General features: G+C 43.0%; 28 protein-coding genes. 3 read left to right on the top strand and 25 right to left on the bottom strand.

Translation table 11 applies throughout. The features are described 5' to 3' along the window. Nucleotides 1-10: 10 nt before the first annotated feature. From rplT to JMF81_RS11665, 6 genes are all read right to left on the bottom strand, one after another. Nucleotides 11-367, bottom strand: a complete 357-nt coding sequence (gene rplT / locus JMF81_RS11690) for a 50S ribosomal protein L20 (RefSeq protein WP_201311627.1) — start codon at nucleotides 365-367, stop codon at nucleotides 11-13. A gap of 33 nt (nucleotides 368-400) precedes the next feature. Beyond that, complete coding sequence (gene rpmI / locus JMF81_RS11685; protein ID WP_008393260.1) at nucleotides 401-598, bottom strand: 50S ribosomal protein L35; 198 nt, start codon at nucleotides 596-598, stop codon at nucleotides 401-403. A 64-nt stretch (nucleotides 599-662) separates the two neighbouring features. Then, on the bottom strand, nucleotides 663-1160 hold the full coding sequence (gene infC, locus JMF81_RS11680) for a translation initiation factor IF-3 (protein ID WP_201311626.1): 498 nt from the start codon (nucleotides 1158-1160) through the stop codon (nucleotides 663-665). A gap of 323 nt (nucleotides 1161-1483) precedes the next feature. Next, nucleotides 1484-2974: a sodium/pantothenate symporter gene (panF, locus tag JMF81_RS11675; protein ID WP_201311625.1), complete on the bottom strand. Its 1491-nt coding sequence runs from the start codon at nucleotides 2972-2974 to the stop codon at nucleotides 1484-1486. Next, nucleotides 2964-3221, bottom strand: coding sequence for a YhdT family protein (locus JMF81_RS11670; RefSeq protein WP_201311624.1), 258 nt, complete (start codon nucleotides 3219-3221; stop codon nucleotides 2964-2966). The genes panF and JMF81_RS11670 overlap by 11 nt, the downstream gene beginning before the upstream one ends. 25 nt (nucleotides 3222-3246) lie before the next feature. Beyond that, nucleotides 3247-4842: a peptide chain release factor 3 gene (locus JMF81_RS11665; RefSeq protein WP_201311623.1), complete on the bottom strand. Its 1596-nt coding sequence runs from the start codon at nucleotides 4840-4842 to the stop codon at nucleotides 3247-3249. Between the two features lie 221 nt (nucleotides 4843-5063). Here JMF81_RS11665 and JMF81_RS11660 point away from each other — a divergent pair, with 221 nt between their 5' ends. Beyond that, nucleotides 5064-5945, top strand: coding sequence for an aldose 1-epimerase family protein (locus JMF81_RS11660; protein WP_201311622.1), 882 nt, complete (start codon nucleotides 5064-5066; stop codon nucleotides 5943-5945). A gap of 183 nt (nucleotides 5946-6128) precedes the next feature. Here the strand turns inward: JMF81_RS11660 and pfkB are convergent, their stop codons facing one another. The 8 genes from pfkB to JMF81_RS11620 form a co-directional block, all read right to left on the bottom strand. Further along, nucleotides 6129-7079 (bottom strand): 1-phosphofructokinase, encoded by a 951-nt coding sequence (gene pfkB / locus JMF81_RS11655; RefSeq protein ID WP_201311621.1) that lies wholly within the window; start codon nucleotides 7077-7079, stop codon nucleotides 6129-6131. Nucleotides 7080-7081: 2 nt separating this feature from the next. After that, nucleotides 7082-8131: a galactitol-1-phosphate 5-dehydrogenase gene (locus tag JMF81_RS11650; protein WP_201311620.1), complete on the bottom strand. Its 1050-nt coding sequence runs from the start codon at nucleotides 8129-8131 to the stop codon at nucleotides 7082-7084. 19 nt (nucleotides 8132-8150) lie between these two features. After that, on the bottom strand, nucleotides 8151-9005 hold the full coding sequence (gatY, locus tag JMF81_RS11645; protein ID WP_201311619.1) for a tagatose-bisphosphate aldolase subunit GatY: 855 nt from the start codon (nucleotides 9003-9005) through the stop codon (nucleotides 8151-8153). 51 nt (nucleotides 9006-9056) lie between these two features. Further along, nucleotides 9057-10415: a PTS galactitol transporter subunit IIC gene (locus JMF81_RS11640; protein WP_201311618.1), complete on the bottom strand. Its 1359-nt coding sequence runs from the start codon at nucleotides 10413-10415 to the stop codon at nucleotides 9057-9059. A gap of 90 nt (nucleotides 10416-10505) precedes the next feature. Then, nucleotides 10506-10784 carry a PTS galactitol transporter subunit IIB gene (gatB, locus tag JMF81_RS11635; RefSeq protein ID WP_201311617.1) on the bottom strand — a complete coding sequence of 93 codons (279 nt, stop codon included), beginning with the start codon at nucleotides 10782-10784 and terminating at the stop codon, nucleotides 10506-10508. 2 nt (nucleotides 10785-10786) lie between these two features. Beyond that, on the bottom strand, nucleotides 10787-11248 hold the full coding sequence (locus JMF81_RS11630) for a PTS sugar transporter subunit IIA (RefSeq protein ID WP_201311616.1): 462 nt from the start codon (nucleotides 11246-11248) through the stop codon (nucleotides 10787-10789). A gap of 241 nt (nucleotides 11249-11489) precedes the next feature. Continuing rightward, nucleotides 11490-13586 (bottom strand): BglG family transcription antiterminator, encoded by a 2097-nt coding sequence (locus JMF81_RS11625; RefSeq protein WP_201311615.1) that lies wholly within the window; start codon nucleotides 13584-13586, stop codon nucleotides 11490-11492. A 68-nt stretch (nucleotides 13587-13654) separates the two neighbouring features. After that, complete coding sequence (locus JMF81_RS11620) at nucleotides 13655-14170, bottom strand: phosphatase PAP2 family protein (RefSeq protein WP_201311614.1); 516 nt, start codon at nucleotides 14168-14170, stop codon at nucleotides 13655-13657. A gap of 196 nt (nucleotides 14171-14366) precedes the next feature. On the opposite strand from JMF81_RS11620, the gene JMF81_RS11615 reads away from it, so the two are divergent. After that, the gene (locus JMF81_RS11615; protein WP_201311613.1) at nucleotides 14367-15290 is read left to right on the top strand and encodes a TIGR01212 family radical SAM protein; all 924 of its coding nucleotides are present in this window, start codon (nucleotides 14367-14369) and stop codon (nucleotides 15288-15290) included. A 79-nt stretch (nucleotides 15291-15369) separates the two neighbouring features. On the opposite strand, the gene gndA is transcribed toward JMF81_RS11615, so the two are convergent. From gndA to JMF81_RS11575, 8 genes are all read right to left on the bottom strand, one after another. After that, a complete protein-coding gene (gndA, locus tag JMF81_RS11610; protein ID WP_201311612.1) occupies nucleotides 15370-16782 on the bottom strand; it encodes an NADP-dependent phosphogluconate dehydrogenase in 1413 nt (470 codons plus the stop codon). A 19-nt stretch (nucleotides 16783-16801) separates the two neighbouring features. Then, nucleotides 16802-17353, bottom strand: coding sequence for a hypothetical protein (locus tag JMF81_RS11605; protein WP_201311611.1), 552 nt, complete (start codon nucleotides 17351-17353; stop codon nucleotides 16802-16804). A gap of 1 nt (nucleotide 17354) precedes the next feature. Continuing rightward, complete coding sequence (locus JMF81_RS11600) at nucleotides 17355-18056, bottom strand: HAD family hydrolase (RefSeq protein WP_201311610.1); 702 nt, start codon at nucleotides 18054-18056, stop codon at nucleotides 17355-17357. A 68-nt stretch (nucleotides 18057-18124) separates the two neighbouring features. Further along, nucleotides 18125-19105: a D-isomer specific 2-hydroxyacid dehydrogenase family protein gene (locus JMF81_RS11595; RefSeq protein ID WP_201311609.1), complete on the bottom strand. Its 981-nt coding sequence runs from the start codon at nucleotides 19103-19105 to the stop codon at nucleotides 18125-18127. Between the two features lie 11 nt (nucleotides 19106-19116). Continuing rightward, the gene (locus tag JMF81_RS11590) at nucleotides 19117-19605 is read right to left on the bottom strand and encodes a PTS system mannose/fructose/N-acetylgalactosamine-transporter subunit IIB (RefSeq protein ID WP_201311608.1); all 489 of its coding nucleotides are present in this window, start codon (nucleotides 19603-19605) and stop codon (nucleotides 19117-19119) included. Nucleotides 19606-19626: 21 nt separating this feature from the next. Next, the gene (locus JMF81_RS11585; protein ID WP_201311607.1) at nucleotides 19627-20040 is read right to left on the bottom strand and encodes a PTS sugar transporter subunit IIA; all 414 of its coding nucleotides are present in this window, start codon (nucleotides 20038-20040) and stop codon (nucleotides 19627-19629) included. A 16-nt stretch (nucleotides 20041-20056) separates the two neighbouring features. Beyond that, on the bottom strand, nucleotides 20057-20971 hold the full coding sequence (locus JMF81_RS11580) for a PTS system mannose/fructose/sorbose family transporter subunit IID (RefSeq protein WP_243282624.1): 915 nt from the start codon (nucleotides 20969-20971) through the stop codon (nucleotides 20057-20059). 15 nt (nucleotides 20972-20986) lie between these two features. Further along, the gene (locus JMF81_RS11575; RefSeq protein WP_201311606.1) at nucleotides 20987-21745 is read right to left on the bottom strand and encodes a PTS mannose/fructose/sorbose/N-acetylgalactosamine transporter subunit IIC; all 759 of its coding nucleotides are present in this window, start codon (nucleotides 21743-21745) and stop codon (nucleotides 20987-20989) included. Nucleotides 21746-21966: 221 nt separating this feature from the next. On the opposite strand from JMF81_RS11575, the gene JMF81_RS11570 reads away from it, so the two are divergent. Further along, a complete protein-coding gene (locus JMF81_RS11570) occupies nucleotides 21967-22830 on the top strand; it encodes a MurR/RpiR family transcriptional regulator (protein WP_201311605.1) in 864 nt (287 codons plus the stop codon). A gap of 38 nt (nucleotides 22831-22868) precedes the next feature. Here the strand turns inward: JMF81_RS11570 and JMF81_RS11565 are convergent, their stop codons facing one another. From JMF81_RS11565 to JMF81_RS11555, 3 genes are read right to left on the bottom strand one after another with little or no spacing between them, the layout of a single operon-like run. Beyond that, nucleotides 22869-23585: an HAD family hydrolase gene (locus JMF81_RS11565; protein ID WP_201311604.1), complete on the bottom strand. Its 717-nt coding sequence runs from the start codon at nucleotides 23583-23585 to the stop codon at nucleotides 22869-22871. 1 nt (nucleotide 23586) lies between these two features. Next, nucleotides 23587-24387 carry an HAD-IIB family hydrolase gene (locus JMF81_RS11560; RefSeq protein WP_201311603.1) on the bottom strand — a complete coding sequence of 267 codons (801 nt, stop codon included), beginning with the start codon at nucleotides 24385-24387 and terminating at the stop codon, nucleotides 23587-23589. Further along, the gene (locus tag JMF81_RS11555; RefSeq protein ID WP_201311602.1) at nucleotides 24387-25184 is read right to left on the bottom strand and encodes an HAD family hydrolase; all 798 of its coding nucleotides are present in this window, start codon (nucleotides 25182-25184) and stop codon (nucleotides 24387-24389) included. The genes JMF81_RS11560 and JMF81_RS11555 overlap by 1 nt, the downstream gene beginning before the upstream one ends. Nucleotides 25185-25248: the final 64 nt, after the last annotated feature.

Below are 25248 nucleotides of genomic sequence, written 5' to 3'. Positions count from 1 at the left end.
TCGGCCCTAACTAAGCCAGTTTTCCCTTTGCAACTTCTACTAATGCTGCAAATGCATCTGGCTCACTGATTGCCATTTCTGATAACATTTTTCTATTAATTTCAACATCAGCCAATTTTAAGCCGTGCATAAGTTTGCTGTAAGAAAGTCCGTTCATTCTGGCTGCAGCGTTGATACGTGCAATCCATAACTGTCTGAACTGACGTTTTCTCTGTTTTCTTCCTGCGTAAGAGCTTGTTAATGCTCTCATTACAGACTGTTTTGCTACTCTATACTGTTTAGATCTGGCTCCTCTGTATCCTTTTGCCAGCTTTAATACTCTGTTATGTTTTTTCTTTGCGTTTACTCCGCCTTTAATTCTTGCCATTTCTTATGTTTCCTCCTTAACAATCCAATCACTCTACAGATATGGTAAAATCTTCTTCATATTCTTCTCGTTTGTTGCATCTGTCATTGCAGCTTTTCTTAAATTTCTCTTTCTCTTAGGAGATTTCTTTGTTAAGATATGGCTCTTATATGCCTTATTTCTTTTTAATTTTCCTGTTCCTGTCTTTTTAAATCTTTTTGCAGCTGCTCTGCAAGTCTTCATTTTTGGCATGATGATTTCCTCCTTTATTCTTCCTGTATCTACTCATCACTCGAATTCTATCGGCTTCCGTTTTCTAATTGTTCTTCGGAGCCAAAAACATAGTCATGCTTCTTCCTTCAAACTTCGGTTTCTTATCGACTGCTGCTACATCTTCCAGCGCTTTGGCAAAATCATCAAGAATTCCCTTGCTGGAATTAACATGCGCAAGCTCTCTTCCACGGAAACGGAGCGTTACTTTTACTCTTGCTCCCTTTGCCAGGAATTTTCTGGCATGGTTGATTTTTGTGTTCAGATCATTGGTATCAATATTCGGTGACATACGCACTTCTTTGATATCAATTACTTTCTGTTTTTTCTTCGCAAGCTTCTCTTTACGGGTCTGTTCATATTTGTACTTTCCGTAATCGATGATCTTACAAACCGGCGGTTTTGCCTTTGGTGAAATCTTTACCAGATCCAGTCCTGCTTCATCAGCCAGTTTCTGTGCCTCTCTTGCGGACATGATTCCAAGCTGTTCGCCATTGTTCGCTATCAGGCGTACTTCCTTATCTCTAATCTGTCCGTTTACCATTAAATCGCTAATAATCTACACCTCCATATACATGTGTTCCTGCATCAGCAATCCATACTCCCATACTTTCAATTTAAGAAAAAAGTGGACAGTCTTAAGACTATCCACATAAATTCAAGCATGATTAAAAAACATCATATTCTTAAATATTAACCCAAGTCACTGTCATCATCCTTCGTGCTAAGGTGAGAGTGGATACTCTTCTTTGTTGTTTCCGCTGTTTTCAACAGCCTATACAGTATAGCACAGAAACGGACCTTGTGTCAATATTTTTTTCGTCATATTTTCAAAACCTGTTTCTTCTATTATATATAGTTCTGCCTCTATGCTTCCGGGAAATATACATCCAGAACTTCCCGGTCCGCGGTCTTTCCGGTCCATCCGCCGATCAGCATACAGATCAGGGATACACCGATTCCAAGCAAAATCTGATGGATTCCACCGGCGGTGATGCCAAGAGCCATAGTCACACAATAGACAATGGTTCCTGCCGCCATAGCCCAGACAGCACCTCTTTTATTCGCTTTCTTCCAGAACATTCCAAGAAGGAATACCCAGAAAAACGCTGTCTCCAGTCCTCCGAACGCAAACATATTGATCTTCCAGATTACATCCGGCGGGCTGATGGAAATGATAAAAATCAGAATTCCAAGGACCAGTGTCCATACCTGACTTAAAAAGCTGGTCTTTTTCTCAGATACCTGCTCCTTTTTCTTCTCTTTCTGATAAATATAAATATCTTTCACGATGGACGATGTAGCCGTCAGAAGCAGAGAAGAAACGGTGGATATGGACGCCGCCACCGGTCCGATGATGGTAATGCCCGCAATCAGCGGTTTTAAAGACGCCACGATGGCCAGAGGCATAATATTATCCACACTTCCTCCGTAAGCTGCCAGATCATCCGGCAGCACGCCCTGTGCCAGGACACCGATAAAATTCATGCCGATGTTCATGGCTCCGATGACGATCGTTCCGATAATAATCGCACGGTGAAGAGATTTCGTATCTTTGTAGCTGACACAGCGTACAACAGACTGCGGCAGTCCTACTGTAAAGATTCCTACCAGCATCCACTGAGAAAGATACAGGCTCACCGGCATCTCTCCTCCGGATAACGGTTCCAGCATTTCCGGCTTATTGGACGCGATCTGCGTCATAATGGCTTCGTAGCCGCCTCCTGCCTTCAGAATTCCAAATAGAAGAATAAACATTCCAATCAGCATGGCAATGGCGCACAGGGCATCCGTAACTGCCACACCCCGGAATCCTCCAATAGTCGTATAGATTACTACCACAAGACCGAACAGCACCAGTCCGGTCATATAAGAATATCCTGTCACCGCCTCAAACAGCTTCGCGCCTCCTACAAACTGCGCTACCATAGTGGCTGAGAAAAACAGCACAATGATAACAGCTGATATATTGGCCAGCGCATCTGACTGATATCTGTGACGAATGACATCGATCACCGTTACCGCATCGATCTTTCGGGCTGCCATGGCCATTTTCTTTCCAAGGATTCCCAGCACCAGAAACAGAGCCGTTACCTGTACGACAGACATATAGACCCAGCCGAACCCAACGCTCCATGCCTGTCCCGGTCCTCCTACGAAAGAGCTGACAGAACTGTAAGTGGCAACGGTCGTCATTGCCAGAACAAATCCTCCCAGACTTCTGGAACCAATAAAGTATTCCCGGATAAAGCCTCCGGAAGATTTCTTTGCAGACTGGTTCCTGATGTAGATGCTGACTGCAAGCATCAGAAGCATAAACAAAAACACTGGCAGCAAGCCAAAAATATTATGATTCATCTCCATCCTCCTCATCCAGCGCAAAATCTTTGAATACTTTTTTCACGATCCATGTTACCAGAACAATAGAAAAAACCCATGTACCGACACAGCCCGTAATGACCCACAAGGGCGTATGCCATACCGTAATTTCCAGCCGGCTGACGCCAAAGCCGGAAATGATCCAAAACAAAATGATCAGGATCAGGCCGACTCTGACAGCTTTTGCTTCCCGCGCAGCCTGATCAAATTTTTCTTTTCGCGTCATTTTTCTTTTCCTCTCTTTCCGAGAATTATTCTTTACTGAATTCTACCAGTTCCAGACCTTCGTTTCTGTCCAGAACAAACTGGATTCCCCATTCATTCTTAAACAGGAGAAGCGGATTGCCTTTCATATCTTTTACTTTCTTCACTTCCGCCACACCTCTTAATTTGCTCATATCTGTATTCCTGTCTTTGATCCAGCGGATTGCCTGGTATGGAAGAGGTTCCAGACGAATTTCACAATTATATTCATTTTCCAGCCGGTATTTTAAGACATCAAACTGCAGGGTTCCTACTACACCGACAATGATTTCCGCAAATCCTGCCTCATGTTCCTGGAAAATCTGGATAGCTCCTTCCTGAGCGATCTGCTCTATACCTTTGACAAACTGTTTTCTCTTCATGGAATCAAGATGGATGACTCTGGCAAAATGTTCCGGCGCAAACGTTGGAATTCCTTCATATTCAAAGTCATCTTTCGGAAGGCAGACCGTGTCTCCAATGGAAAAGATACCCGGATCAAAAACTCCGATAATATCTCCCGCGTAGGCTTCCTCTACAACCTTTCTCTCCTGAGCCATAATCTGCTGCGGCTGGGACAGCCGCATCTTCTTCCCGGTCTGTACATGCTTCACTTCCATGTTCGCCTCAAATTTTCCGGAACAGATTCTCATAAACGCGATCCTGTCTCTGTGATTTTTGTTCATATTTGCCTGTATCTTAAAGACAAAAGCGGAAAATCCATTTTCTACCGGATCCACTTCCTCACCTTTTGACATCCTTGGAAGAGGCTGGCTGGTCATTTTCAGGAAATGTTCCAAAAACGGCTCCACGCCGAAGTTCGTAAGCGCAGATCCGAAAAATACCGGAGATAATTCACCTTTCTGCACCTTTTCCATATCCAGTTCCGCGGCCGCTCCATCCAGGAGTTCGATTTCTTCCATTAAATTATCATAGAAATCTTCCCCGATCAGTTCTTTCGCCTGAGGATCATCTGCCGGAAGAATGGTTTCTTTCGCTTCCTTGGAGCCTCCTGTGGATACTGCCTCAAACCGGAGAATATTTTTGCTTTCTCTCTCATAAACTCCCTTAAATTCTTTTCCGCATCCGATCGGCCAGTTGATCGGGCAGGTCTCGATTCCCAGCACTTTTTCAATATCGTCCAGCAGGTCAAACGAATCTTTTGCCTCCCGGTCCATTTTGTTGATAAAAGTGAAAATCGGGATATGCCGCATCACGCATACTTTAAACAGCTTAATAGTCTGCGGTTCCACACCTTTGGACGCGTCAATAACCATGACTGCGCAGTCTGCCGCCATCAGAGTACGGTACGTATCCTCGGAAAAGTCCTCATGTCCCGGCGTATCCAGGATATTGATGCATTTTCCTTCATATTCAAACTGCAGCACGGATGATGTGACAGAAATTCCTCTTTCCTTTTCGATTTCCATCCAGTCTGACACTGCGTGCTTCGAATTTGCTTTTCCCTTGACAGATCCCGCCGTGTTGATGGCTCCGCCATACAGCAGAAATTTTTCCGTCAGGGTCGTCTTTCCCGCATCCGGATGCGAAATGATCGCAAAAGTCCTTCTGCGGCTGATTTCCTGTTCGATAGAATTTGCCATAGCTTCTCCTCTCTTATGTGAAGCGGACTTTCTGCTGTCCGCCGTGTGATTTCCTTGTTTTATGCATACTTAGTCATATTATCACACCAGTGAGAAAAATTCTACCGGTCTGGCTAAAAAAGCTTTCCTTCTCTCATCCGGTAAATCATGATATAATTATATAATAAGAAAAAATAATTTTGCAATTCCGGATAGAGGAATTGTGAAAACAAGGAGGGCATATGAGCGTTATAGAATTGAAAAATGACAAAATTTCTGCTGCTCTTAAGACAATGGGAGCAGAACTTACGTCCCTGAAAGACACAGAAGGAACAGAATATCTGTGGCAGGGCAATCCGGATTACTGGAGCGGCCAGGCGCCTGTTCTGTTTCCGATCATCGGATGTTTAAGAAACGGAACAGCATCTGTCTCCGGCGATAAAACATGTTCTTTCGGCCGCCACGGAATCGCAAGAAGAAAGGAATTCACTCTGATCTCCAGCACAGAGGACAAAGCCGTATTTTCCCTGAAGGCAGACGAAGAGACGAAAAAACAGTATCCTTTTGACTTCGAACTTCAGATGACCTATGAACTGGACGGCCAAAAACTTAAGATTACCCATACTGTCATCAACCATGATTCTATTCCGATGCCGTTTTGTGTCGGCGGACATCCTGCTTTTAACTGCCCGATTTCCGAGGGTGAAGATTTCGAAGACTATGTGGTGGAATTCGAATATCCGGAAACCGCTGACTGCGCGCTTCTCAATGAAGACGCTCTGATTGACAACGGAAACCGGGTTCCGATCCTTAAGGATTCCTCCACCCTGCCGGTCAAACATGAGATGTTTTACAATGACGCCCTTATCTTTGACCAGCTGAAATCCAGAAAAGTTTCCTTAAAACACAAAGATCAGGAAAAAGGCATCTGCGTTTCCTTCCCTGATTTCGATTATCTGGGCGTATGGTCCAGCGCCAACGACGGACCTTTCGTTGCCCTGGAACCTTGGAGCGGCACTTCCACCTGCACTGATGAGGACGATGTTTTCGAACACAAGAGAGGCATCAAAACCCTGCAGCCGGGAGAAGAAACCAGTTTAAGCTTTACCATTGAAATTCTGTAAGAGAATGGGAGTAATCAGATCGATTGCTCCCATTTGTTCTGCTGCATTTTTTATAGAAACAGCAAAATCTGTTCGAAAAAGGAACGACCGGAAAAGTTTCTTTCCCAATCGTTCCTCTGTCCAGGATGTAATATGAATTATGAAAGGAAAACTCCTTTGTCTGTCCTTTCCAGACAGCCTGCATCAAATCTCCGGCTTCTGCACATTCAGACGCCGGACGGTTACTTTTGGAAGAATCTCATCCACATCTTCCATTCGGATATGCCCGGTTTCCGGATTCACTGCGTTGGCAGCTGAAACTGCCACTGCGTAGGCCAGCGCCTCCTGAATCAGAAGACTTCGTCTCATAGCGACTGCAAAAGCCCCTACCATGGAATCTCCGCATCCCACTGTATTTACGGCTTTCAGCCGCGGCGGCCTGCCATGGAAGATTCCCTCCCGGCTTACCACCATGGCTCCATCACCGCCGAGAGATACGACCACATACTCAATGCCGTACTTCATCAGTTCCACTGCCGCTTCTATGGTCCTGTTCCTGTCTGTGATTTCCATTCCCAAAATGGCTTCCAGCTCTTCTTTATTTGGTTTTATCATCGTAGGCCCGGCCTTAATCCCTTCTTTTAAATACGTTCCGCTGGTATCCAGAATCACCTTTTTCCCCTTTTTCTTTATTTCCCGAATCATTAACGCATAAATATCATCCGGCACCCCTTTCGGAATACTTCCGGAAATCGTAATTACATCACTTTCTTCTGCAATTCGCTGAAAGTTTTCCAGAAACGCCCTGATTTCACCCTCATCTACAGGGGCTCCCGGCTCCAGAAATTCCGTGGATGTTTCATCCTCTGCCAGGATATTGATACAGCTTCTGGTTTCACTCCTGGTTCTGGTAAAATCATGATGGATTCCATCCTGATCCAGCAGAGACTCCACATATCTTCCGTTGAATCCTCCTGCGAACCCTGCTGCTGTCACTTTTTCTCCGCAGAAATCTATAATCCTCGCCACATTCAGTCCTTTTCCTCCAGCTGTATTGATACATTCCAGCACCCTGGATACAGTTCCCGGCTGTATGCTGCCTGCAATGCGGTATGCTTTATCTACAGAAACATTTAAAGTAATAGTTGTAATCATCTCTATTCCTCGCTATCGATCAGAATCTTTCCTTTTACGGTTCCCGGTGTCTTATACATTTCAAACGCCTCGTCGATTTTGCTCAGCGGCATTTTCCGGAAAATCAGGGACTCATCGAATTTCAGCTGTCCTGTCCTGAAATAATGCGCTGTGAGAACCCATTCTTTTCCCGGGAACGGAGCACTGTAGGACATCCAGGAGCCGGTCAGAGTAAATTCTTTTCGATTGATATTCTCCCACTCATCTACAGAAAAACTTAATTCCCTGGTCGGCGTTCCGATGAAACAAACCCCTGCTTTATTGGCTGCCAGCTGGAAGGCATATTTCATCGTTGTAGTCACACCGGCTGTCTCATAAATATATCCGTATCCTTTGCCGTCTGTCAGCGCCATGGCTTTTTCCATAAAGTCTTCATCTAGTGTATTGATTCCCTCGTCAGCACCCAGTTTTTTTGCAAGCTCCAGTCTCTCATTATTGATATCGAACACTACCACCTTCTTTGCGCCGAAAATCTTTGCCCACTGAGCCGTAAACAGTCCGATGGTTCCGCCGCCGAGGATTGCCACACATTCTCCTGCCCGGTAATCTACACGGTTCAGCCCATGGAGGGCCACCGTTGCCGGTTCGAAAAATGCTCCCTGCTCGAAGCTGACCGTATCCTCAAATTTTACGGCATTTTTCTCCGGAACCACCACATATTCTGCAAAACTTCCAAATTCTCTGGAGCCGATAAAACTGTAGTGTTTGCACAGAGAATAATTTCCCTTCTGGCAGTCTTCGCATTCCATGCACGGTACCAGCGGAACTCCGGCCACCCGGTCGCCGGCAGCCAGAGAAGTGACTCCCTCTCCTACTTTCTCTACAGTTCCGGAAAACTCGTGACCCAGCACATTCGGGAAGAAATGGCATGCATCTCCATTCACCCTTGGTACATCAGATCCACAGATCCCTGTATATTTCACTTTGATCAGTACCTGCCCTGCTTTTGGCACCGGTTTTTCTATTTTTTCATATCGAATATCATTCTTTGCATGAACAACTCCTGCTTTCATTCTCATTCTTCCTTTCTGTTTATTCTGCCTTTCCAACACTCTTTACAACACGCATTTTGGACATAACATATTCTTTTACATATTCTTTTCCTTTTGCGTTATATTTCTTCGGATCAATCACATCCGGATTTTCCTCAAACACGGCTTCTACGCCTTTGGTAAAAGCGATTCTTAAATCTGTGGCATAATTTACCTTACAGATTCCACGATTGACACATTCCGTCACTGTTTCATCCGGAACGCCGCTGGTTCCATGAAGCACCAGCGGGATATCCACCACTTTGCGTATCTCAGATAAGCGATCCAGATCCAGTTTCGGCTCTCCTTTGTAAACTCCATGGGCGGTTCCAATCGCCACTGCCAGGGAATTGACCCCTGTACGCTTTACGAATTCCACGGCCTGATTCGGATCCGTATACGGGTTATCGTCTCCTCCGTCCAGGTCATCTTCCTTGCCTCCGACTTTTCCCAGTTCCGCTTCCACCGGAATTCCTGACGGCGCGCAGGCATCGGCCACTGCCTTGGATACGGCGATGTTTCCTTCAAAACTTTCATGGGATCCATCGATCATAATGGATGTATATCCTGTCCGGTATGCCTGCATGGCCAGTTCAAAACTGCTTCCATGATCCAGATGCATGGCCACCGGCACAGATGCTCTCTCTGCTGCTGCCTTCACATTGGCCAGAAAGAAATCAAGACCCGCATATTTTACGGTAGACGGCGTTGTCTGCATAATCACCGGTGATTTTAACTCTTCGGCCGCTTCCATGACCGCCATAACCATTTCCATATTTTCCACATTGAACGCTCCCACTGCGTAGTTCCCTTTCTGGGCATTCAATAACATTTCTTTTGTCGTTACTAATGGCATTGATAATTCCTCCTAAAATCAGCGGCGGATCTTTGCGATCCGCCGGGTGTTTTAATAATTTTCTTCTTTTAACGCTGCTGCTCTCTGTTTTGACAAACGGACCGTAAAGATCATACAAATCACATAAATGATTCCAATCACCGCAAATCCGAACATATTATCACGTGTAAAGAGCTGTGTGAACAGATATGTGATCGGACATCCTCCCTGATCCAGCGCTGCGATCTGGCTTGCTCCGCCTGTCAGGTTTACAGACTGTGCAAGAGCCGTTGTCCATGGAATTGCCTGATTTGCAATCCAGATAGTAAAGAACATAATACAGGACCCTGAGATCAAAGTACGGAACAGATTTCCTTTATGAACAGCAACCGCGATTGCGATGAAAAATCCGATGGTTGCCAGGTCCCCAAATGGAAGGATCACATTTCCAGGAACGATAACCGCGATCAGTACAGTTAATGGAATAAAGATCAATCCTGCTGTTACTACATCGGAATCTCCAAGAAGAATCGCCGGATCAAGACCGATATAGAATTCAGAATCCCCAGATCTCTTCGTAAGAATTTCCTTCATGCGCTCTGTCAGAGGCATCAGACCTTCCATGATACATTTTGTGATCTTCGGCATTAATACCATAACGGCGGACATCTTGATGCCTAACTGGAATGCTCCTTTAAAATCATAGCCTGCCAGGAGTCCTACAATACCTCCAAGGATACCTCCGATTACGATCGGCTCTGCCAGCACGCCGACTTTTTCCTGTAAATTTTCAAGACTGAAATTAATCTTTTTCACGCCAGGGATCTTTTCAATGACCGCATCTACCGTACATGCGATCGGCGCGAGATATGTAGCCGTTCCATGCGGCACTGTGATGTCTTCCAGTTCAAAATAGTCTTCCATTAACGGCGCATATAAATCACCAAATTTATATGCGATGACCGCATGCACAACAACACCTGCAATGCCGATAGCAAAATTTCCTGTCACCACATAAGCAATCGCGCCTGTAAATGTCATATGCCAGATATTCCAGATATCTACATTGATCGTTTTGGTCAGTTTCAGTACCAGCATTAGAATGTTGACTCCAATAGCAACCGGGATTGCAACGGTCGCAATGCTGGACGCCCATGTGATCGGTGACATACCAGGCCATCCGATGTCCACAACATTCAGACTCAGTCCAAAATTTTCTGACATCTTCTGGGCCGCAGGTCCCAGGTTTTCATTCATCAGCGTTACGATCAGATCCAGTCCTACAAATCCGACACCAACCATCAGTCCTGCCCGAATTGCTTTTCCGACTTTTACGCCGACAATAATACTCAGGACTGCGATCACCAGCGGGAGCATGGCGGAAGCTCCCATATCGATAATATAATTAATCGCATCTCCTATGATTCCCATAACTTTCTCCTTTTCAAAATCTGTATACTATCCCATATATTTACATCTTACACTTATAACATCCTCTGTATGGTTTCTCCGGTCAAAAAATTATTTCTTTAATACTTCTAAGATCTTTGCTTTTGTTTTGTCTACGCCGATTCCGGAAATGAAAGGCATTCCTGTGATCAGCGGCACTCCGAAATCTCTCTTTACCTTTGATGTGGTTACGATCAGATCCGCCGGAAGATTGGATGCGATTTCAGAAATCCTTACCTGCGCGATTTCCACGTCAATTCCGTTTTCCTTTGCCAGATCTACTACTGCGTTTGCTGCTACTGTTGATGTTGCGACTGCTCCTCCACATGCTACGATTACTTTCTTTTTCATAATTACATATTCTCCTTTTCTTTGATGATTTCTATAATTTCTTCTGCGTCTTTTGCTTCTGTTAATTTTGTCAATGTTTCCTGATCCTGCAGGATTCCAAGAATCGCCTGCAGAAGTTCCAAGTGTCCTTTTTCATCCACTGCCAGCATAAAGATAACCTGTGCTTTCACATATTCATCGTCCGTCCCCATTTCAATAAATGATACCGGTTCTTTTAAAGTAGCAATTGCAATTCCTTTTTTATTGACATGACTGACATCTGTATGAGGAATCGCAACTCCTTTTTCTCCCATATTGATTCCTGTTGGGAATTCTGCCTCCCGGTCCTTTAATGCCTGTACATAAGATTCCTTGCAGTATCCCTGCTTTACGAGCTCTCCTCCCAGCGCTTCAAAAATCTCATCGCTGTTCTTCGCTTCCAGTCCAGGGATAATGAGCTCTTTCTTAAGCTTCTCCCAAACCATTTCTTATGTTTCTCCTTTCATATTACATCCTTTTTGTTCCTTTGAAGTGACGTCCTCTTCTTTATGGTTTTATTATATTGCCTGCTCTGTGAAAAAAACGGTCAAAAGGTTTTCTTATTATTTTGCAGAATTTTACACAGGTTGAAAACGTTTCCGAAATTTTGGAAAGAAATTTACACGCAAAAAGAGACCCTCGATCTCTCATTGACCGCAGGTCTCTTTTTTCTGTATTTTTAATTAACTAGCTTTTGATTCTCATTTCATATATTTTTATAATCTCCGCCATTTTCTCCGGCGTATCCGCATTCATCAGTTCTTCCTTGAACTGGCGGTTGGTCAGCATGTTTACCAGATGGAAAAATGCTTTCAGATGCTTTTTATGATCTTCTGTGCTCATGCAGCAAAATATCTTAACAGTCTCAGTCTCTCCATCTATATCTTCAATCACCACCGGATCTGTCAGGCGAATCAGATTCATTCCTACTTTTATACATCCTGTATCAAATCCTTCATGAGGCAGGGCGAATCCTGGTGAGATTACAATATAAGCGCCATTTTCCCTGATATTATCAAGCATAGCGTCAATATATCTTTCTTCAATATACCCCTTCTCCAGAAGCGGCTGTGCTGATTTGCAGACTGCCTCTCTCCAGTCTCTGCATTTTACATCCAGCTGAATATGTTCTGGCGGAAGCAGCTCATAGAGAAAAGGCTCTTCCTCGGGATCTTCCACCCCGAAAAACTCTCTGACTTTTTTGGACACCTCTTTCATCAGATTTTCGTCCTTTATCACCGGTTTTAAAACTTTTAAAAGCTTTTCTGCCGTCTTTTTCCCTTGTTCCTCCTGAGATTTCTCTTTTTTCGGGACTCTCCGCCTTCCCTGCAGTTCCTCAATCTTCCTGCTGACTCTCAGATAGTCCTCATCTGTAAATACCGGCGAAACCAGGATATAGTCTTTCTCAAAATTTTTCAATGGAATCGTCGAAACTATCATATCCACATTTTCATACTCTGTCTCCCGAAGCAGGTGAGCCGATACCACATCCACTACATGAAAGTCAAAACGATTCTCCATCTTGGAAAGCAGAAGCTGAGAAGTCCCCACTCCGCCTCCGCACACAATCAGCACCTGGAAATCCACTTCCTTCTTCTTCCGCCTCTCAATCGCCGCACAAATATGGATAACAATATAATCGGTTTCAATCTCCGAAATTTCCCGTCCGATAAATTTTTCCAGCATATCCAGATGATTCTTTACAACTTCCAGAACTCTGGGATTTTGTTCTACATATTTTTTAAGGAAATCATCTCTCTGGGTTACATTAAAAGACTTCATAAAAATGGATTCCAGATGATCTACCAGATTTTCATAAAAATTGAAATCCCGGTTCAGATTAACATTCAATTCCCGGGATACATTTTCAATAAATTTTCTCGTCACCAGCTGCAGTCCGATGATCCGCTGATCTCTGCGTTTCCGCTGGGTATAACTCATACTGTCCAGCACACCGCAGAGGAAATCTGCTTCTCCTTTTCCTTCATCCAGCCCCCAGTACTGAGATACATATTTTATAATGTCCCGCGCCATTTTATATTTGCTCTTATTTCCGTCTACTTCCTCCGTAATCTGGCTGTCCTGACGGATTCTCTGAATGGACAGCATCAGATACTGCATCAGATAATCAAAGGACGCATCCGTCAGGAAACGGCCATAGACATGCTCCTGTTCATTAATAATCCGCTGAAGTCTCCGCCGGTCTTCCTCCGGAAGTTCGAATTCCATTCCCAGACCTTTCAGAAAACTGCGGATGACAGACTCACCCTGTATCTCATTGGCTCCAATGGACATGATCCGGAGCAAAAACAGCCTTTTATCCCCCTCACTTCCCTCCAGCCGCAGGCCTTTATTGGAATGAGAAATCACGTGAAGATTTCCTGACTGAAGAAATTTTTTAACACCGTCCAGATCATTGATGATGGTTGCTCTGCTGACCATCAGCATTTCCGCAATGTTAGACAGTGTAATATGATCCTTTGTCTGAATAAGGAGCGCGGCTGCGAGGACTTTTCTTTCCTCCTTTGACAGACGATACGTATAGAGGTCGCCGTTTTCTCCCAGTTTTTTCACCTTTTTGATATCTTTTTCTATGATCAGACGTCCGCTGCCGCCAAATTGGATCTGTGTGATCTTCTGCTGCTTCAGATAATCGTTGATATCACTGATGTCGTTCCTTATAGTCCGCTCTGATACCTCAAAGCGCTTTGCAAGCTTTGAGATTGTCCAGTTTTTCTGCTGTTCCACAAATAACAATAACATTTCTCTTGATCTTTTGTTCATCTCAAAACCTCCTGACATTTTACTTCTATTATAAAGTAAAATCAGGCAAAAGACCAGCTGCCCCTTTTCTATGCTAAAAAAATGAAAATGCAGACTGCCGCCGTCGTAAGACCAGACAAAACGCCAAACAATACATCCGTGAAGAAATGTACAAAAAAGTAAATCCTTGTAAATCCAATGATTGTTGCCAGACACAGTGCGAAAATCCCTGCCGGAAGACAGATTGCGCAGAGTGCTGCCGCGCATGCGAATGATATGGCCGTATGCCCGGATGGAAAGGAAGATCCATGCGGGCGCTTAATCAAAACCGGAATCTTCTTAAACAGATCACATGGTCTCTTTCTCATAAATGCTGATTTTAAAATTAGATTATTCACAACTGCTGTCGCTGCCAGCACCTCAAAATAAAAGATTCCTGCTTCTCTATATCCCGGAACCGCCAGTAAAACCAGGCCTGTCATAATCCATATCATTCCACCGTTTGCTGATTTTGTTATTCCCAAAAGCACTTTATCCACTGCAGGATTTTTATGTCTTTGAAGTTTCATCGACGTTCTTACATCAAATCGCATTACTGCATTCATTTTATTCACCCTCCTTTACTACCATCATATCGGATGAATTGAAAATTCCTGCAATCATTCCGTTAATTCTTTCTAAATTTTTGTAAAATCTAAGGAAAATAGAAACTATACTTGCGCAGATGTCTTGTTTTATGCTAGGTTTATCTGGAAAACTGACAGATATTTCAATTCTATTTACTATTTTGGGAGGTTTTATATGGACTGGCACGGAAAACGCTACTATTCCTTTGACAGCTTTTTAAAAAATACATTTGGGGAAAAAATTTATAAAGTATCCCTGGACGGCGGATTTACATGTCCCAACCGGGATGGAACCATCGGAACCGGCGGCTGTATCTTCTGCAGTGAAGGCGGCTCCGGTGATTTTGCTTCAGACGCCCGTCTCTCCATCCAGGATCAGATCACTCAGGGTATCTCTCTTGTAGCGGCAAAAAATCCATCTTCCAGATATATTGCTTATTTTCAGGCTTTTACCAATACTTATGCCCCGGTGTCCCGGCTCCGTCAGCTGTTTACCGAAGCCATGGAAGATCCCCGCATTGCCGCTCTCGCCATTGGAACCCGGCCGGACTGCCTTCCCAGTGACGTTCTGTCACTGCTGAAAGAACTAAATAACCAAAAACCGGTTTTTGTGGAACTGGGGCTCCAGACCATTCATCCGTCTACCGCCGGACTGATCCGCCGTGGCTATCCTCTTTCCTGTTTTGAGGAGGCAGTTTGGAATTTATCTTCTATCGGCGTGTGGACAGTGGTTCATCTGATTCTGGGCCTGCCCGGCGAAACAGAGGAGATGATGCTGGAATCCGTCCGGTATCTCAATTCTCTTCCAGTCCACGGAGTTAAATTTTCCATGCTTCATATACTAAAAGGCACCGACCTGGCAGATATGTACCGGGAAGATCCTTTTCCCGTCTTTACCATGGAGTCCTATATTGATCTGATTCTTCGCTGCATTGGAAACCTTCGCAAAGATATTGTCATCCACCGTCTGACCGGCGATGGTCCAAGAGACCTGCTGATCGCGCCTTTATGGAGCCTCCGGAAACGAACCGTACTGAATGAAATTGCTCATCAGCTGAAGGTTCAGGATATCCGGCAGGGGGATTTCTTACTATCATAAGAAATCCCCCTGAAAAGAAAACAAGCACAGAAAAGACGAGGATTCCTCGTCTTTTCTGTGGCTCAATTTCACTGTCTTTTTACTCTTCTTCCCATATGGTATGGAAAATTCCTTCCCGGTCTGTACGCTCATAGGTATGCGCACCAAAGAAATCTCTCTGTGCCTGTGTGAGATTTGCACTGGTTCTTTCACAGCGGTATCCATCGAAATAATTCAGTGTACTGGTTAATGCCGGAGCATAGATTCCACTATTCACGATATGACACACAATTCGCCGCCATGATTTCTGCGCATCTAATAATTCTTTTTTAAATTTTGAAGTCAGCATCAAATTAGACACTTCACCCTGATCATAAGCAGCTTTGATATCTTCCAGAAAATCAGCACGAATAATACATCCTTCCCGCCAGATCATAGCAATTTGTCCAAAATCCAATACCCATCCATATTCTGCTGCCGCTTTTTTCAGCAATTCAAATCCCTGGGCATAGCAGCATATTTTTGCTGCATATACGGCTGCTTCCAAATCACGGACAAACTCTTCTTTGTCGGTTACTTCCGCAGATAAATTTACTGTTAATTCCAGGCTTGCGCGGACTCTTTCTTCCTTCTGCGCAGAAATATATCTGGAAAATACTGACTCTGCAATTGTCGGGATAGCTGCTCCAATATCCAGTCCCTCCATGCTGGTCCATTTTCCGGTCCCTTTCTGCCCTGCCTTATCCTGAATCACATCCACAAGATATTTTCCGGTTTCTTCATCCTTTTTCTTTAAAATCTTGCTGGTTATTTCTATTAAGTATGATTTTAACCTTCCCTGATTCCACTGTTCAAATACCTGTTGAATTTCTTCTATAGAAAAGCCCGCTCCATTGCGCATCAAATCGTACGCTTCACAAATAATCTGAATATCAGCGTATTCAATTCCATTATGTACCATCTTTACATAATGCCCGGAACCATCTCCGCCGATATATGCACAGCATGGAGCTCCGTCCTTTGCCTTTGCTGAAATATCGGTAAAAATCTGTTCTACGTACTGATATGCTTCCGGATCTCCTGACGGCATCATACTTGGTCCTTCCAGAGCACCTTTTTCTCCACCGGAAACTCCCGTTCCGATAAAATGAAGTCCATATTCTCTTAGTTCCTTAAATCTTCGAATCGTATCTTTAAAATATGAGTTTCCTCCATCAATGATAATGTCGCCTTCTTCCAGGCATTCCTTCAATTGATCAATCACTAAATCCGTCACTTTTCCTGCTGTTACCATAAGGAATACTCTTCTTGGTTTCTCCAGAGAATCTGTAAATTCCTTCAATTCTTTACACGGCTGTACACTTTTGCCCAGTGCTTTTGTCTGGACAAATTTTTCTGTTACATCATAATCAATGTTAAACACAGAAACCTGATACCCATGATTCATCATATTTAAAGCAAGACTCTGGCCCATAACTCCCATTCCGTAGACGCCAATTGAACTTTTTCCCATTACAATCACTCCATTTCTTTTACCGTTTCAAAAACGGATCATTACTTTCTGTTATCACAACAGATGGATGATACTTCACAGCAAAATATCTGCACTGGTGAATGATCTCACGAAATACTTTTTTTCGAAACTGAAATCCATCAATCACAATATGATAAAATGACATATTCCCATTCGCAGATAAATTTCTTTTTAAAATCTCTCCCATCCTGTTTTTATCTTCTGATACCTTTATCCCCATGATTCCGATTTGCAGAGAAGTATTATTCACAACAGTTTCAACTTTTCCCACGTCTTTCCAATCCAGATATATGGTCTTTTCCGGATCTGTATAATCCGTGATTCCTTTCTGATCCAGACGGTACAAAATCTTCTTTTCTTTCAGCCGGCAGATGACTTTCCCTTCCATAATTATCATAAATACGATCATCACACCAAGAAAAAGCTTCAGCCATATGGACATTGCTTCCATCGTCATAAAACACCCGCATATCCCAATCAGAATTAAATTCATAATGAATGACAGGATTTGTTTTGTTCTGTCTGAATAAATAAGATATTCTTCTCTCATATTATAACTCCTTCAAAAGGTTTACAACTTCTTTTAATGATTTACATACAAAATCCGGTCTGCCCCATTTCATATTCTTCCTGTCCAACGATTTTTTTAATTTTATTTTTCCATCATACTCCGGCAATTCTGTAATATCATCTTCAATCCATACACTTTGATATCCGGCTCTGTTTGCGGCCAAAATACCTACCATGGAATCTTCCAGAACCAAAACTTCCTCCGGTTCTGCTCCTGCCTTCCTGCATGCTTTCTGAAAAATTTCCGGATCCGGTTTGCCTCGCCTGACTTCTTCGCCTGAAACAATAAATGGTATCATTCCCTCCATCTGTTCCATCTGCAGATACTGTCTGATCATCATCAAATCATTAGAAGATGCCATGGCTGTCTGAATTTCATTTTCACGGCAGTATTGCAGAAGTTCCAGCAGGCCGGGCTTCTTTCCTATCTTCTGCTCTTTTTCAAGAATCTCCTGTTTGCTTCTCAGCATCTCTTCCCGCCATGTTCTCGTATCGTTCTCGCTTCCGTATAAATTCTTCATTTCGTCATAAATTTCTTCACAGGTACGGCCGGTCAGATAATAATATACATCATGAGTCATCTGATAATCATATTTTCTGGCCGATTCTAGATATCCGCGGAACGCCATTTTCCCACTTTCGAACATCAGACCATCCATATCAAAAATCAATAATTTCTTCATTGTTTTCTCCTGTGGTATTTGCAGCAGAAGCCCTTTTCCACTGAATGAAAAGGGCTTCTGGCTTCATACTATTTCTCTACAGTGCATTCAGGTTTCTGCCCGACAATTATTTTTTCCAGGTCTTCTACACATTTTTCTCCCATACCCTGCAGACATTCGATTGTATAAGCTGATGTATGCGGTGTCACCAGAACATTATCATATCTAAAATACGGATGTGTGTTTGAGGCCGGTTCTTCATGCATCACATCGACTGCCATTCCTTTTATAATTCCATTTTCAATAGCCTTACAGGCAGCCTCTTCATCAATAAGATCTCCTCTTGCTGTATTTGTAATATATACGCCTGGTTTCATTTTCTCAAACATCTGCTGATTCAGAATATGAAATGATGTCTCATTCAGAGTGCAGTTCAGAGAAATAATGTCTGCTTCTGATACCAGAGTTTCCAAATCAACCTGTTCTGCTCCGTGTTCCCTGGCCCATTCAAGATCTAGATTCGGATCTGTTACCAGCAGCCGGGTATTGAATCCGTGTTTTAATATCTCTGCTACCCTGCTTCCGATATTTCCACAGCCGATCACGCCCACTGTTTTCCCTGTAATTCCGTTTCCAACAAAGCTGGCCCGGTCTTTCCACCGATTCTCTGATGCTGCCTTGACAGCTGGAACTGTCATGCGCATGACAGCCATGAGATTTGCTACCGCGTTTTCTGCTACGGCATCCCTCTCCACCAGAGGCGGGACGATTGATACTGTCGTGTTATGTTCTCTGGCTGCTTCTAAGTCGATATTGTTATAGCCGATACCATGCCTGGAAATGATCAGCAACTCGTCCTTATTCTCAAAAAATTCCCGGTCAAAAAAGGGAGTAACGCTGGAAATGATCAAATTATATCCCCGGAGCCGTTCTGCCAGTTCTTTTCCTCTCATCATGCCGTCAACTGTAATTCTTTCCACTGTTCCGATTTTCTGCAGCCTCTCCATTTGATCTGGAAACCTTCTTCCGAAACTGCTGGAATTTACAATTGCAATTCGATATTCAACCATACAGTCTTCTCCTACATTTTCTTCATAGCATCTTCGAAAGAAACTTTCGGTGTATCCGGCACAATCTGGAAGTATACTTCGATTCCCTTGTCATGAAGTTCTTTCAGCTGCTGCGCATCTTCCTGTGTCAGACCTACAGTAGAAATTACAAATGTTGCTTTCGGTTTCTTGGCAATACCGCCGACGCAGAGAGAATCCACAGGAATTCCTGCCTCAATAAATTTTTTGGCATATGCAACCGTCTTAAATAATAAGATGACTTTGTCATCTCCGTACTGATTCTTTTTATACTCTTCTACTGCTTCATCCACGCTGTAAACTTCAATTTTTAAATTTGCTGAAGAATTTGTTGAGATGTAGATATCTTTCATAAAATCATCTGCTGCCGTTACATCATCAATAACATAAATCGCATTGGTTCCCATTCCTTTGGACCATTTTGTCATTACCTGTCCGTGGATCAGTCTGTCGTCAATTCTTACTAAATTAATTGTACCCATTTGTTTTACCTCCTGTTGATTCTATTTTTTTAAAAAATCTTTTGCCAAACGTTTTACGCCCTCAGAACCTGTCGCTTCTGCCCGGTTTAAAAGTTCTTCCGTATCTTCATCGTCCTGATATCCCTGGAATAATTCGATCAGGAGCGGCATATTAACACCTGTAAAAATCTGAAGATCATATTTTGCTGCAAGGAACAGCGCTACGTTGCTTGGACTTCCGCCCAGCACGTCACAGCATACGATGATTTCTTTTCCGTCTTCCTTAAATTTTTCTACCGTTTCCCCTGCTTCTGCCCGCAGATCATCAACGGATTCTCCGGGACGGAGCCCGAGCCCCTTTACATCCTCCTGGGGACCCATGATCATTTCTGCACTTTTAATCAGCTCTATTCCAAATTCTCCATGTGTGATTACAATAATTGCCCGATTTGCCATTTTACTTCCTCCAGTTTTATAAAATTCCAATTGCTGCTAATATAATCAGTGAAACAGTCAACACGATCATACCTTTTGTAATCTTCAATCCCTTCTTGTCAAAGAACAGATACAATGCAAGTACTGTCAACAGCGGAAGAAGTCCCGGAAGGATAGAATCCAGAATATCCTGGATAACAAATTCCTTTTGGTTGATCGTAAATTCCAGTGCACTGGAAACATCCACATACTGTGCTGCCATGATTCCCATCATAAACAATCCAAGAACTCCCAGCGCATTGATCACTGATTTCATTTTTGCTCCTGTCATGATCTCTTTTGCAGCGCCTCGTCCTAAGCTGTATCCCATTTTGGTAAAGAAAAAGCCGTAAATAAAGGTTGACAATGCAAAACATAAAAATGGAAGTAAAGCTCCCAGACCGCTTCCTGATTTTGCAAACGGAAGAAAAATTGCAATAAAGATATATTGTACCGTACCAGAATCAATGGCATCTCCAATTCCTGCCAGAGGTCCCATCAATCCGATTTTCGTATTGTTAATCATGGAAACGTCCACTGCTTCTTCCAGCTTTCCTTCATGAAGCGCTTTTGCCCTCGCTTCTTCCAAAGAAATAGAAACTCCTGTCAGCGTTCCTCCGCCCCAGACTGCCTGGGTATTAAAGAACATTAAATGTCTCTGAAATGCTTCCGCAAGCATCGCTTTGTCCTTGTAAAGCTTTTTTAATGCCGGAATCATTCCAAAGCAAAATGCCGGAGCCAGCATACGGTCATATGTATGCGGCACTTCATTTGCCCACCACCAGCGGAACCATGATTTGAGCAAATCTTTATTTGTAATTGGTTCCGGTGCATTTTCCGGCTTTGTCATAACACTTGTATCCGCCGTTATCGTTCCTTCTTCATCCATAAACTGTTCGATATATTCACTCATATTTCACACCTCCCTTTACGCTTCTTTTGCAGTAAACAGGATGTACATTCCTGCACAAATACATCCAAAGATTGCATAAGTCACTGTATTAATTTCCAGACTGCTCAGTGAAACGCTCATAAAATATGCCAGGAAGAAGAAAATAAGCAGGCTCTTCTTTCCTATAACATGCATAATTACCGCAATTCCGAGAGCTGCGAGTCCGCCGCCGACAACTTCCAGGATATGGAAAATAGGTCCGTTGGAAATCATATTAACTACATCTGAAATGACCGGCGCTCCAAAATATAAAGCAATAAATGTCAGCGGAATAAACAAACAGAAAGAAATGACTGTCGGAATCAGCATAATAGAAAGTCCCAGTCTCCTTCCATCTCCTTCTGCCGCATACTTATCCATTACTTTTGTAAAGAACGTATTCAGGAAGAATCGGAACTGATATAAGTATGACCCCAGCAGTCCTACTGGTACCGCAATTGCCACTGCCTGATTCGGACTCAGATTTCCGATCAATGATACCGGTACCGCAATTGCAGCAGCAATTGCCGGTTCACTTGGCAATGTTCCTCCTGGCGCAACCGCTCCCATATAAATCAGCTGAATGGTTGCAGTTACCATCATAGCTTCAGAAACATTTCCCATGACAGCTCCGCAGACAAAGCCTGTCATCAATGGACTGAAGCGCAATGTTAATGTGGCATATCCAAGGCATCTGGATTCAATCAGCGCAACCCAGATTGCAATGATCAATGCCTGAATGACTGTTAACTCCATTTCGTTACCTCCTTCTTTTCATCTGTGAATCTGTGCTAAAAATTATCCTCCTTTCTCTGATTTTTTTCTTTTCATGTCCTTCCTTAACTGATGTACTAATATTAGCACAAAATTTTTTTCTTGTAAATACTTTTTATAAAAAAATTTTTTCGTTTTACAATCACAAAAAAAAATGATATTATTTATATGAAATTCAATATACAAAACTTTGGAGAATAATTATGAAGCATGAAGAAAAATCTGCCATCACAATCCGTTTGAAAATCAAAGCTTTATATCCTGAATTAAGTCCTACTGAAAAAAGAATTGCGGATTATGTATTAGATTACCCTGAGAAAACATCCAGAAGTACCATCAATGAACTTGCACAGTTTCTCGGAATTGCTGTTTCCACCTTTTTTCAGTTTACAAGGAAATTAGGTTATTCAGGATTCAAAGAATTTAAGATAGCTCTTCTGACGGAAGAGTCAGATGCTTCTGTCTCTATTCATGAAAACATTCAGCAATCTGATAATGATTACACAAAAATTGAAAAAGTTTTTGATTCTACTATTCAGTCTCTACAGGATACAAAAAAATTAATCCATGCAGAAGATTACGGCAGAACGGCAGATATTTTTTTAAAATCTAATATTGTAAGTTTTTTTGGTATAGGCGGATCCAGCGTTGTTGCGGAAGATATGTATCACAAATTTCTCCGCTCTCCGGTTCAATGTCAATATGTATCCGATTATCATATGCAGCTGATGAATGCCTCTCTTTTAACATCAAATGACTGCGCATTTATTATTTCTCATACCGGCGCTACAAAAGAAACCATTGAAATCGCCAAAACCGCAAGAAAAACATCTGCAAAAATTATTGTTCTGACCAGCTATCCTACTTCGCCGCTCACTAAAATCGCAGACATTGTTCTGACCTGTACGGCTGAAGAGACAGCTTACCGCTCTGAGGCACTGGCATCCAGGATTTCTCAGCTGGCTATTATTGATGCCCTCTTTGTTTTGGCAATGTTTCGAAACAGCGAACAGGCAAATCAGTCTTTAAAAACAATTCGTACTGTTATCGCGGATCATAAATTATAAAAAATTGACAGCAGAAAAGAGTTTCCTCTTCTCTGCTGTCAATTTTTTACCCATTTTGTCAATTTTTCAACTGCTTCCAGCAGTTCCTCTGCTGTCCTAACTTCCAAATCCGGCTGTCTGGCTCCTTCCGGTGCCTTTCGTTTCCGGTGATTGAACCATATGATATGCCAGCCAGCGTTATGAGCGCCGTCCACGTCTACTTCAAACGTATCCCCCACAAACCAGGTATCCTTTGGGTCCAAATCCATGGAGTCTTCCACGGCCTGAAAGGCTCTGACATCAGGCTTGGTGGCTCCCACCTCGTCTGATATGAAAATCCGTTCCTTCGGGAACCACCGTTCCATTCCGAGAACCTTGATCTTCTTTCCCTGATTTACCGCGGTTCCATTGGTCAGAATTCCGATTACAGTTTCCCGTTCTACACAGAGATCCAGCATTTTCCGGATCACTTCCGGCACATGCAGATGTTTCTGATAATAGCGGTATCTCTCTTCAAACCGATCCGTCTCTTCTCTCTCAGGATTCAGCCCCGCCTCCTGATATGTCTTTTGAATTCGATAAGCAAACTCCTCCTCTTTCGGCAGTTTTCCGTCTCTTACCAGATAGAACGCTTCATCGCTGTAAATCCTGGACGCCATAAACAGTTTCTCACAGTCTGCGCCGGTCTTATCTCCAAATACTTCTTCGTGAGCCTTCTGAAACGGCTCCATCAGATCATACAGAGTATCATCCAGATCAAATATTATTTTTGCCATATCAGATCAATCCTAACCTTTCCAGTCCTGTGGTAATGCCTTCTTCTTTTACGGTTCCTGTAAACATTGTCGCTGCTTCACCTGCTGCCTTGCTGTGTTTTCCCATGACCACGCCGGTGCCCACAGCTCGAAGCATCTCCACATCATTATCAGAATCTCCAAAAGCGTAGCTGTCTTTTCGATCAATTTCGAATTTCTCCAGCAGATATTTAATCGCTTCTCCTTTTGTGATTCCGACAGACATAACATCCATGATCAGTTTGTCTTCAAACGGCGGAATACACTGCAGCTTCCCTTCGAATTCTTCCCGAAACCGATCCATAATCTCCTTTTTTGTGCAGTTTAAGACAATCTTGGTAATATGTTCTCCCTCTTTATGCTGGCTCCATGGCGCAAACCAGTGTTCCGGAAGATCCAGGAACATACGAAATCCTTTATAAAAATCCTGCCCATGTTCAATATAATATGTAACATCCTGCGTTTCCAGGTGGAGAGCGGATTCTTCCGTGTCATACTCATGGATCACTTTCTGCACCACATTTTCCGGAATATGGATGTCACGGACAGGATGTCCTTCAATTTCCGTATAAGCTCCATTACAGGTAATCGCTCCCTGGAATTTGTCAATATCCTCTTCCAGAAAGCGTTTGGTCCTTCCGGAGCAGAGCATGGTCAGATATCCATTTTCTTTTAATCTCTCCAGAGATTCTATCGTTTTTGGTGAAGCGGCAGGCACCCCTTCATCTTTATCAACTGTCGTAAAGTCATAATCAAACAATACGACTCCTCTGTATTTTCCCATTATATCAGCCCCAGTTTTTCCAATGCCTGTGTAATGCCTTCTTCTTTTACAGTTCCGGTTACCATAGATGCTACTTCTCCTACAGCATCGCTGTGTCTTCCCATGGCAACTCCGGTTCCTACCACTTTCATCATCTCTACATCATTGTCAGCGTCGCCAAATGCATAGGTATCTTTCCTGTCGATTCCAAGCTTCCCGATCAGTTCCTCGATCGCATCTCCCTTTGTAACACCTTTTAATGTAATATCAATAAAATTCTCCCGAACATGCTTTGCACACTGGAATACATCTTTGTATTCTTCTTTAAAATCTTCCAATACTTTTGGATCTTTATAATTTAATACCAGCTTATTGATATGGTTCTCCTTTGTACGGAACTTCCAAGGCGCGTACCATCTCTCCGGAAGACTGAACAGACGGCAGAAATACTGGAAAAATTCCGCATCATTGTGAAGATAGTAAGTCACATCCTGAGTCTCCAGCTGAATGATCGTATCCCTTGGAAAATATTTATCGATCACATCAAACATTAACTCATCCGGAATGGTAATATCCCTGAATACTTCTCCGTCAACTTCCGTAAATGCTCCATTGCATGTGATAGCTCCCTGGAATTTGTCAATATCCGCTTCCAGGAAACGTTTGGTCCTTCCGGAGCAGAGCATGGTCAGATATCCGTTTTCTTTCAATTTGTTCAGTGATTCCACGGTTGTCGGCGTTGCTGTCTTGATTCTGTCGACTTCATCCACAGTGGTTCCGTCATAGTCAAAAAATACAATTCCTTTATATTCTTTCATACCCTTTATCCAATACCTTTCTCTTATTTATCATTTCTTATTGTACTGATTTTAAAACGTAAAT

This window comes from Anaerostipes butyraticus, assembly GCF_016586355.1.
Taxonomy (GTDB): Bacteria; Bacillota; Clostridia; order Lachnospirales; family Lachnospiraceae; genus Anaerostipes; species Anaerostipes butyraticus.
Note: the sequence above shows the minus strand (reverse complement) of the source record. Positions and strands in the feature narration are given on the sequence as shown.

Coding starts and splice junctions, on each gene's coding strand:
- JMF81_RS11590 (WP_201311608.1), bottom strand. CDS start 19,605: ATGGGTACAATTAATTTAGTAAGAATTGACGACAGACTGATCCACGGA.
- JMF81_RS11555 (WP_201311602.1), bottom strand. CDS start 25,184: ATGAAAGAATATAAAGGAATTGTATTTTTTGACTATGACGGAACCACT.
- gndA (WP_201311612.1), bottom strand. CDS start 16,782: ATGGGAAAAAGTTCAATTGGCGTCTACGGAATGGGAGTTATGGGCCAG.
- pfkB (WP_201311621.1), bottom strand. CDS start 7,079: ATGATTACAACTATTACTTTAAATGTTTCTGTAGATAAAGCATACCGC.
- JMF81_RS11625 (WP_201311615.1), bottom strand. CDS start 13,586: ATGAACAAAAGATCAAGAGAAATGTTATTGTTATTTGTGGAACAGCAG.
- JMF81_RS11670 (WP_201311624.1), bottom strand. CDS start 3,221: ATGACGCGAAAAGAAAAATTTGATCAGGCTGCGCGGGAAGCAAAAGCT.
- JMF81_RS11575 (WP_201311606.1), bottom strand. CDS start 21,745: ATGGAGTTAACAGTCATTCAGGCATTGATCATTGCAATCTGGGTTGCG.
- gatY (WP_201311619.1), bottom strand. CDS start 9,005: ATGCCATTAGTAACGACAAAAGAAATGTTATTGAATGCCCAGAAAGGG.
- JMF81_RS11570 (WP_201311605.1), top strand. CDS start 21,967: ATGAAGCATGAAGAAAAATCTGCCATCACAATCCGTTTGAAAATCAAA.
- gatB (WP_201311617.1), bottom strand. CDS start 10,784: ATGAAAAAGAAAGTAATCGTAGCATGTGGAGGAGCAGTCGCAACATCA.
- JMF81_RS11630 (WP_201311616.1), bottom strand. CDS start 11,248: ATGGTTTGGGAGAAGCTTAAGAAAGAGCTCATTATCCCTGGACTGGAA.
- JMF81_RS11605 (WP_201311611.1), bottom strand. CDS start 17,353: ATGAGAGAAGAATATCTTATTTATTCAGACAGAACAAAACAAATCCTG.
- JMF81_RS11585 (WP_201311607.1), bottom strand. CDS start 20,040: ATGGCAAATCGGGCAATTATTGTAATCACACATGGAGAATTTGGAATA.
- JMF81_RS11650 (WP_201311620.1), bottom strand. CDS start 8,131: ATGAAAGCAGGAGTTGTTCATGCAAAGAATGATATTCGATATGAAAAA.
- JMF81_RS11565 (WP_201311604.1), bottom strand. CDS start 23,585: ATGGCAAAAATAATATTTGATCTGGATGATACTCTGTATGATCTGATG.
- JMF81_RS11620 (WP_201311614.1), bottom strand. CDS start 14,170: ATGAATGCAGTAATGCGATTTGATGTAAGAACGTCGATGAAACTTCAA.
- panF (WP_201311625.1), bottom strand. CDS start 2,974: ATGAATCATAATATTTTTGGCTTGCTGCCAGTGTTTTTGTTTATGCTT.
- rpmI (WP_008393260.1), bottom strand. CDS start 598: ATGCCAAAAATGAAGACTTGCAGAGCAGCTGCAAAAAGATTTAAAAAG.
- JMF81_RS11615 (WP_201311613.1), top strand. CDS start 14,367: ATGGACTGGCACGGAAAACGCTACTATTCCTTTGACAGCTTTTTAAAA.
- JMF81_RS11640 (WP_201311618.1), bottom strand. CDS start 10,415: ATGGGAATCATAGGAGATGCGATTAATTATATTATCGATATGGGAGCT.
- JMF81_RS11560 (WP_201311603.1), bottom strand. CDS start 24,387: ATGGGAAAATACAGAGGAGTCGTATTGTTTGATTATGACTTTACGACA.
- JMF81_RS11580 (WP_243282624.1), bottom strand. CDS start 20,971: ATGAGTGAATATATCGAACAGTTTATGGATGAAGAAGGAACGATAACG.
- JMF81_RS11660 (WP_201311622.1), top strand. CDS start 5,064: ATGAGCGTTATAGAATTGAAAAATGACAAAATTTCTGCTGCTCTTAAG.
- rplT (WP_201311627.1), bottom strand. CDS start 367: ATGGCAAGAATTAAAGGCGGAGTAAACGCAAAGAAAAAACATAACAGA.
- JMF81_RS11595 (WP_201311609.1), bottom strand. CDS start 19,105: ATGGTTGAATATCGAATTGCAATTGTAAATTCCAGCAGTTTCGGAAGA.
- JMF81_RS11600 (WP_201311610.1), bottom strand. CDS start 18,056: ATGAAGAAATTATTGATTTTTGATATGGATGGTCTGATGTTCGAAAGT.
- JMF81_RS11665 (WP_201311623.1), bottom strand. CDS start 4,842: ATGGCAAATTCTATCGAACAGGAAATCAGCCGCAGAAGGACTTTTGCG.
- infC (WP_201311626.1), bottom strand. CDS start 1,160: ATGGTAAACGGACAGATTAGAGATAAGGAAGTACGCCTGATAGCGAAC.